The 7,595-nt window shown below is 47.9% G+C and carries 10 protein-coding genes; 4 read left to right on the top strand and 6 right to left on the bottom strand.

The window, feature by feature from the left end; genetic code table 11:
* Nucleotides 1–2 precede the first annotated feature (2 nt).
* The 3 genes from PJF56_RS10340 to phoU all read right to left on the bottom strand — a co-directional run bounded on the left by PJF56_RS10340 (nucleotide 3) and on the right by phoU (nucleotide 4,241).
* Complete coding sequence (locus PJF56_RS10340) at nucleotides 3–674, bottom strand: flavin prenyltransferase UbiX (protein ID WP_283762592.1); 672 nt, start codon at nucleotides 672–674, stop codon at nucleotides 3–5.
* A 90-nt stretch (nucleotides 675–764) separates the two neighbouring features.
* Complete coding sequence (locus PJF56_RS10345; protein WP_283762593.1) at nucleotides 765–3,029, bottom strand: ribonuclease R family protein; 2,265 nt, start codon at nucleotides 3,027–3,029, stop codon at nucleotides 765–767.
* A 543-nt stretch (nucleotides 3,030–3,572) separates the two neighbouring features.
* A complete protein-coding gene (phoU, locus tag PJF56_RS10350) occupies nucleotides 3,573–4,241 on the bottom strand; it encodes a phosphate signaling complex protein PhoU (protein ID WP_283762594.1) in 669 nt (222 codons plus the stop codon).
* A 214-nt stretch (nucleotides 4,242–4,455) separates the two neighbouring features.
* Between phoU and psaM the strand changes: the two genes are divergently transcribed.
* Both psaM and PJF56_RS10360 read left to right on the top strand, forming a co-directional pair.
* A complete protein-coding gene (psaM, locus tag PJF56_RS10355) occupies nucleotides 4,456–4,551 on the top strand; it encodes a photosystem I reaction center subunit XII (protein ID WP_271940292.1) in 96 nt (31 codons plus the stop codon).
* 184 nt (nucleotides 4,552–4,735) lie between these two features.
* Nucleotides 4,736–5,098, top strand: coding sequence for a slr1601 family putative cell division protein (locus PJF56_RS10360; RefSeq protein WP_283762595.1), 363 nt, complete (start codon nucleotides 4,736–4,738; stop codon nucleotides 5,096–5,098).
* Nucleotides 5,099–5,115: 17 nt separating this feature from the next.
* Here the strand turns inward: PJF56_RS10360 and PJF56_RS10365 are convergent, their stop codons facing one another.
* Nucleotides 5,116–5,799, bottom strand: a complete 684-nt coding sequence (locus tag PJF56_RS10365; RefSeq protein WP_283762596.1) for a tetratricopeptide repeat protein — start codon at nucleotides 5,797–5,799, stop codon at nucleotides 5,116–5,118.
* Nucleotides 5,800–5,841: 42 nt separating this feature from the next.
* The gene (locus PJF56_RS10370) at nucleotides 5,842–5,997 is read right to left on the bottom strand and encodes a hypothetical protein (protein ID WP_283762597.1); all 156 of its coding nucleotides are present in this window, start codon (nucleotides 5,995–5,997) and stop codon (nucleotides 5,842–5,844) included.
* Nucleotides 5,998–6,067: 70 nt separating this feature from the next.
* Between PJF56_RS10370 and PJF56_RS10375 the strand changes: the two genes are divergently transcribed.
* Both PJF56_RS10375 and PJF56_RS10380 read left to right on the top strand, forming a co-directional pair.
* The gene (locus PJF56_RS10375) at nucleotides 6,068–6,538 is read left to right on the top strand and encodes a hypothetical protein (protein WP_283762598.1); all 471 of its coding nucleotides are present in this window, start codon (nucleotides 6,068–6,070) and stop codon (nucleotides 6,536–6,538) included.
* A 4-nt stretch (nucleotides 6,539–6,542) separates the two neighbouring features.
* Nucleotides 6,543–7,097 carry a glutathione S-transferase family protein gene (locus PJF56_RS10380; RefSeq protein WP_283762599.1) on the top strand — a complete coding sequence of 185 codons (555 nt, stop codon included), beginning with the start codon at nucleotides 6,543–6,545 and terminating at the stop codon, nucleotides 7,095–7,097.
* 76 nt (nucleotides 7,098–7,173) lie between these two features.
* Here the strand turns inward: PJF56_RS10380 and PJF56_RS10385 are convergent, their stop codons facing one another.
* Nucleotides 7,174–7,311, bottom strand: coding sequence for a photosystem II reaction center protein K (locus tag PJF56_RS10385; protein WP_283753150.1), 138 nt, complete (start codon nucleotides 7,309–7,311; stop codon nucleotides 7,174–7,176).
* Nucleotides 7,312–7,595: the final 284 nt, after the last annotated feature.

Consider the following 7,595-nt stretch of genomic DNA (forward strand, 5'->3'; position numbering starts at 1 on the left):
TTCTAACCTTTACTTCGGTCACTGAGCGAAGTCGAAGTGCCCTGCCAACGGTTGAGAGGAACGCAATCAATGGCAAATTGATCTAAGGCCCTGGCAACGACAAAATCTACTAAGTCTTCAATGGTTTGAGGATGATGATACCAAGCGGGAATGGCGGGCACAATCCTCACACCGGCTTCCGCTAAGGTGGTTAAGTTCCGCAGGTGGATGACGCTTAAGGGGGTTTCTCTGGGGACGATGACCAGTTTACGCCCTTCTTTGAGCTGTACATCGGCGGCTCTCTCTAGTAGATCTGAACTTAAGCCTACGGCTAGTTTAGCAGCAGTGGACATACTACAGGGCATTACTAGCATACCTTGAGTTCGGAAGGAGCCACTGGCGATCGCCGCCCCCACATTTTGCCAAGCATGACAAGTTAACTCTCCCTTCTCGGTTTCTCCCGCTTGTTCTCGCCAAAATTGACTTTGTTTTTGGGGGTCTCCAGGCATGGTAATCTGTTGTTCCGCTTGCCACACTTGATAGGTTGCTTTAGAGGCGACTAACTCAATGGTGTAGTCTGCCGCTAAGAGGTACTTCAGTGCGCGAACGGCATAGATGAGGCCAGAGGCTCCAGAGACACCCAGGATTAAGGGAGTGGGATGGGGGAGTGGGGGAATGGGGGAATGGGGGGACACGGGGAAAGGGAGATGGGGAAATGGGGAGATGGGGGGATGGGGAGATGGGGGGATGGGGAGGTTAAGACCCCATCACCCATTACCCATTTCTTAGCTATAGTAATCGTCGTCGTCTTCCTCTTCATCGTCGAAGGTATCGGGACTATAGCTGCCGCCGCTAATGGCTACTAAGTCAATTTGTTGACGATAGTAGTCTACACTTTTGACTTGGACTTCGACGCGATCGCCTAATCGATAGTGATTGCGATTTTTTCGTCCAATCAGCATCTGTTGACGGCCGCGATATTCATACCAGTCATCTTTGAGGGAGCTGACATGCACGAGTCCTTCAACTAAGACATCTTCGAGTTCGACAAAAAAGCCGTAGGATTGAACTCCGGTAATCACACCGTGGAAGATTTCCCCGGTGTGGGATTTCATAAACTCAGCTTTTTGCAAGCCATCGAGGTCGTCTATGGCTTCTTGGGCGATGCGCTCAGTTTCGCTCAAATGGGCGACAATATTGCTAAATTGCTCTTCTAGTTCCCCTTGGGTATCGGGGGGCAGCACATTCCAGTTAATTTTGCCATGACAGCTACTGCTAGTTAACTCTACTCCTTCTTTCGCACGAGCATTACGGCGATCGCGACCTTGAGTCAATACCTCATGCAGAACTCGATGAATCAACAGGTCAGAATAGCGATGTAAGGGCGCTGTAAAGTGGGTATAGCCTTCATCAAGGGCCAAACCGAAGTGAGGTTTAGGCGTAATACTATAAAACGCTGGTTTGAGTACCCCCAAGAGCAAATAGGTCAGCACCTTTTGCGCAGAAGTGCCATCAAACTGCCCCGTAAAGTTCTGATAATCTCTGGGGGTAACATCTTCCTCTTCTTCGAGTTCTAAAGTAATCCCTAGATTGGCTGCTAGTTTAATCAGTTCATGGATTTCTTCCACATGGGGGGCTTGATGAACCCGGTATAGGGCTGGCACTTGTAGCTCTGTGAGATGTTTAGCCACCAGTTGATTGGCTAAGATCATCAGTTCCGTCACCATTCCTCTGGCAGGTAAGGAGAAGGGAACCACCAAAGCGCCTAAAGAGCCTTCATCATCGTAGTAGTATTTCTGATCCGGTAAATTCAGCTCAAACGATCCCCGCCCTAGACGATGCTGACGCAGGTTTTGGGTTACACTATAGAGATTTTTTATCGTTTCTCCCAAAACCTCCGGTAGGTCTTCTAGGGGTTCTTCTGCCACCAGCAAGGCTTGGGTTTGTTGGTAGTTGAGATGATGATCTACCGCGATTAACGTCGGTTCAATTGTATATTCCTGAACTTCTCCTTTATCATTCAGACGGATCAAAACTGAGAAGCTACGCCGATCTTGCCCTTTAAGCAGGGCACAGTGTTGGGTTACTTCTGGGGGTAACATCGGTAGCACTTTTTGCCCCAAATAAACGGATACTCCCCGTTTCGCTGCGGCTTTATCAATGGCAGAGTTGGGGGGGATCAGGTCGGCGACATCGGCAATATGAATGCCTAAGCGCCAGCCTTCTTCTAAGCGCTCCAGGCTGATGGCATCATCAAAGGTGTCCATGTGATGAGCATATTCCCCTGGTTTGATGGTGAAGGTTAGTAGAGAGCGGAGATCTCGGCGCTTCCCTTCCCCTATTCCTTTCGGTTGTAAGTGGGCCGCTTCTTCGAGAACCGCAGGGGAAAAGATTTTGGGGAGGTCATGTTTACAGCGAACTATTTCCGTATCTGCGGCTTCTTCCGCATTGAGTCCCAGAACTTGGGTAACTTCTCCAATGGGGGGATAGGGGCCGAGGGGATAGCGCTGAATGGAGACATGCACCAGGTGATCGATCGCCGATCCTAAGGTCGCTTTTTCCGGTAAGCTTAATTCAAACAATAGTCGGTCATCTAGGGGAACCGCTTTGTATTCTCCCTCTTGTAATTTAATACGAGCGAGAACCGATGTTATGCTCCGGTCAACAATCAGGTAAACTTCCCCTTCGGGCGATCGTCGTCTGGAGCCTTCTTTGAGGACACGCACTAAGACGCGATCGCCATTCCAAGCTGTTGATAGATTGCTTTCTCGGATATAAATATCCTCAGCTTCTTCATCATCTTGAATGGCGAAGCAAAATCCTTTGCTCGAACAGCGCAGTTTTCCTTCTACCAGTCCATTATCTGGGGCCCGGCGATACCGTCCTCGGTCTTTGATCAGTATCCCCATTTTCTCTAGAGCATCCAGAGCGATTTGCAGTTGACGTAAACTGCTCTCACCCTGTAGACCTAGTTTTTTTTCTAGGACTTTGGGCGCGATTAGTTTATCGTCAGTGAAATTGGAGAGCAAATTGGCGATCGTGAATTCCATGTAGCGATACGTCCTTGATTGTCTGTGTCTTTACAGCCAGTTGGCTATCTGGATAGGGCGAGGCGGTTCATGGAGGTTGAACCCGCCTAAATTAAATCTGGATTAGATCGGGTCAATAGTATGGGGATGATCTAAATCCAATTATTGCCTTTAGGGTGGGGCTGTTGCTTAACAAGAGTCTGAATGAGTACAGACCCTTACCCGTATTGAAACGCTTCAGCCTTAATCTAAGGGCGACCCAATCAGGAATCAGGTGGATATTTCTCTCTTCTTTGACTAGCCGCCGACCCAAACCCATGGAGATGATTCAGTTGCGGCCGCCAGTGGTCTCAGCGAAGACTCAGGAGGAGGAAATCATGGTCAAGCCTTTTTTGGGGATACCCTGATACTGGGGTCAACCGAGAAGAGTAGACCGTTGAATATCCCCTTACTTGCTACCACCTGCTAACGTTTGGTGAATTGCTGGTCAATATGATCCGAGGATAAAATTGACTATTTTTAAGTTTATCATTAATTGGGATCAACTCGATCGCCGATCGCCCATTAATGGCGCTCACCGGTAACAATATAAGCCACGCGCTGGCCAATATTGGTGGCGTGATCGGCCATGCGCTCTAAATGACGAATGACTAAAACCAGCAATAAAATGGGTTCGATTTCCCCTTGAATATTCCGTTGATTGGCTAATTTTTGGTACAGGTGTTCATAGTCTGCATCGACAACATCATCTTTGATTTTGATCTCTAATCCTCCTTGAGCATCCAGATTGGATAAGGCCACTAAGCTCATGGCTAACATCGATTGAGTGCGATCGTACATCAATTGCACTTCCCCAATCATAGGATGGGGAGGATAGGCAAAGAGTTTAATGGAAATCTCTGCTAAGTCTTTGGCATAGTCCCCAATGCGCTCTAGATCTCTAACCAACTGCATCATTGAACTGAGCAACCTTAAATCTTGGGTGACTGGGGACTGAAGGGCGATGGTTGTCACACAGTCGAGTTCAATTTGGCGATAGAGTTGATCGATGCGCTTGTCTTGGGGTTTAATCTGATTGGCTGCTTCTAAATCTTTTTCAAATAGAGCTTGACGAGCGAGACAGCAAGAATTTTCCACTAAAGCGCCCATACGCAGAACATCCCGTTGCAAGCTCCGCAACTGACGTTGAAAATAGGTTCTCGTTATACTTGAGGTCGATGTTGGGATATCCACCCGTATCCTCTCCCAACTAAATGCTGATTGATTGCGCTTGAATTCCATCAGTATAGCGACTCGATCTGATAACGGCCGGATTTAATTGAAGCTTAACCCAATACCCCATCACTTGTTAGAGAAAATGTTACGGTATGTAACAAAACTATTCCCCTAGGGGGCAATTTAAGCAACAGTGTTGTACAAACCTAATTTTTCATAGGAGTGTTTGATTATGGCTTTATCCGATACTCAAGTATTTGTGGCTCTAGTTCTGGCTTTAATCCCAGGGATCTTGGCTTTCCGCCTATCGACCGAACTGTATAAGTAAGGTAGAACTGAGCTTCAATGGAGGGTCTTTGAGTATTGTGGGGGAATACTGAAAAAACTTTTGAGAATAGGCGGTTGGAGTTAGCTCTAAGGTGTATTATCAGGGCAGAAATTTCTTTGCACTGTAACCACCTAAAACGCCCATGCTTGCTAGTGAGCCAACCCCCCAAAGACCCTCTCGCTCAGTGACTTCTCTCGATCGTCGTAGGATTCGTAACCAACGTCAGCGAATCCGCCGTCGCTCTTCTCCCTTGGCTGCGGCGATCGCCTGGGAAACGACGATCAAGTTAAGTGTTAATCTGGTTTTGGTGATGGTAGGCACGGGGGCTGTGATGCGCCTGATTCCCCATCATCAGTCAGTAGAAGAAAAGTTAGAGATTGTTGAGATCCAGGTTGAGCAAACTCAAGATCGGGTCACTCAACTGCAACAAGATTTTGACCGCTCTTTCGATCCGCAGCAAGCGAAACGGGTGATGGCAGAACAAAGTCACCGGATCGATCCCCAAAGGCGCTCTGTGGTGTGGAAAAAGGAAACGGTAGATCGCTAAGGGATTTGAGAAAAGCTTTATCCTTCAAGGGGTTTGAGGAGTTGGTCTTGCCAATGGAGAACCCGTTGATGTTGGCGTTGTTCGGCTCCGGAGAGGTGGGGAGCATTTTGGAAGTGGTCGATCGCTCTTTGGTAGTCGGCGATCGCCCAATTCCAATCTCCCATCAGATGGTAGGTGCGTCCCCGTTCGGCGTAAATATAGCCCTCTAAACGACCCATGCGCAGGGCAAAATCGAGGTTATCTAAAGCGAGTTCATAAATCTGAAGTTGGCGGAACGTGATGCCTCGGTTAATCCAGGCTTGGATTTTGAGGGGATTTAAGTCTAAGGTTTGATCGTAATCGAGCAGAGCAGCGTAGAGATCCCCTAGACGGGCGTAGGCATTAGCACGATTATTGTAAGCTCGATCGAGTTGGGGATTAAGTTGAATGGCTTGGTTATAGTCGGCGATCGCCCGTTCGACTTCTCCATCCTGAAAATAGGCATATCCGCGATTATTATAGTAATGGGCAGAAATGGGATCAGCCTCAATCAGACGAGTGAGCAGATTGATGGCTCTTCTGTAGTCCCCTTGTTCTAAGCAAGCTTGAGCTTGGCGGCTTAATTGGCGATCGATGGGGATGATTTTCTCAATAGGTGTATGCTGTCCTGGGCATAAACCGATGCCAGAATCAAAACTAGAAGGTGAAAGATGGATAGCCATGGACTGTACCTCAATGACTGATTAGACTGATGTTTGATACCTTCACTGTAAGGGGAAAATTCTCAGGGAAAAAGTCGAAATGTACCAGTTACTCAGGTGGCTGATGGTAAGATGCAACATATGGAAAAGCGCGGTGCGCTGATCGAGGTATCCCTTACGCTCGGTGGTTTGGGCGATCGCGGCAGCGATGGGTCCCATTATTGCCTAAACGCTCCCCATCTCTCAGTTCAGTTGATATCTGACCCATTTACTTATATCCCTCACCCTTATGACTGTTGAACAAACCTATCCCAATGCCCCCGATGTATCCCCAGAAGACTATTTAGTCGTTGGCTTGGCCAATTGCTTTATTAAGGAAGATGGAGAAGTCTATCCGGTAAAAGTGATAGAACCGATCCCTTCAGCCGCTCTAGAAGCTCTGCTCAAGGGAATTCCTACCTCCTATGAAATGGCCTTGGGAGCCACATTAGGGACGGTACTCATCCAGGAGACCACCCAAAAACCCAGCGAGTTCCCAGAGAATGCCCAGTTCTGTGACGAGTTTGCTGAACGGGCGATCGCCGCAGTACGAAGTTATAAGGTTCCCAGCCATGAACCGGCAAAAACTGAAATTCCCATTGGCACTTGTCGTCAGGATTTCAACTTTTCCACGGAGCGCAAGCGAGTCCTGAATACGACCAATGTTGTCCGCACTGAAGACAACGTTAAGCAACACGAATATACCCATAAGGTGCTTTAAGGTAATGATTAAACTCTATGGTGGCCCCCGCACTCGCGGCACTTTGGTTCAGTGGTATTTGGAGGAACTCGATGTTCCCTATGAATTGATTGCTGTGGACATCCAAGGACAAGCCCATAAGCAGCCGGAATATTTAGCGATTCATCCCATGGGCAAAGTTCCCGCCCTCGTCGATGGGGAGTTTACGATCTGGGAATCTGGCGCGATTTTGATGTATCTGGCGCTCCAGTATGGGGATGCCCAGCGATCGGTGCAAGATATGGCTCAGATGAATCAGTGGGTGATATTTGCTAATGCTAGTTTAGGCCCTGGGGTGTTTATTGAAGCGTCTCGCGATCGCGCCTTAGCAGATTTTATGCCTCCCCTGAATCAACGTTTAGAAGCTCAACCCTTCTTGCTTGGCGATCGATTTACCGTCGCTGATGTGGCTGTAGGCTCCTTGTTATTCTACATGCCGGTAATGCTCCAACTCGATTTAAGCGAGTATCCCGCCATTACCGAGTATATTCAGCGCTTATCAGAACGTCCCGCTTTCCAAAACACCCTCGGCAAACGCTAGATTCATAAAAATGAGACAGGTTTAAAGCCTGTCTCTGGTCAAATAAATGTTTCTGATGTTACATCTATCTTAAGATCTATTTAAACCCAACTGCTGCTTGCCAAACAAAGGCCAGCAGTAGGAAAAAGATAGGAATTACAGGCAAAACATCGATTAGTGGGCCAAACGCTGAATAGGCTTCAGGTAATTTTGCCAACAGCAGTGCTGCTTCCATAAGTGTGTTTTCCTCTCCAACAGTACGGGGCATGATTTTCAGAATTGAGAAAAATATTAACATATAGTGCCCCACCAGGGAATAGGGCACAACCGAAATGCTGGCTTGATCTGGAGTGCGAGCGTCTCGCTCCCTGGATTTTTATATCAAGTCCGGATAAAGGGTGAAGAAGCGGGCAAGATGCCCGCACTCCTCTAATCCCTTGATATTACTGGAGTGGGAGCGTCTCGCTCCCTAAATTTTTAATCATGGTATTTCCGCTTCGCGGACATGAACAATCGGAC

The sequence above is a fragment of the Roseofilum halophilum BLCC-M91 genome (assembly GCF_030068445.1).
Lineage (GTDB): Bacteria > Cyanobacteriota > Cyanobacteriia > Cyanobacteriales > Desertifilaceae > Roseofilum > Roseofilum halophilum.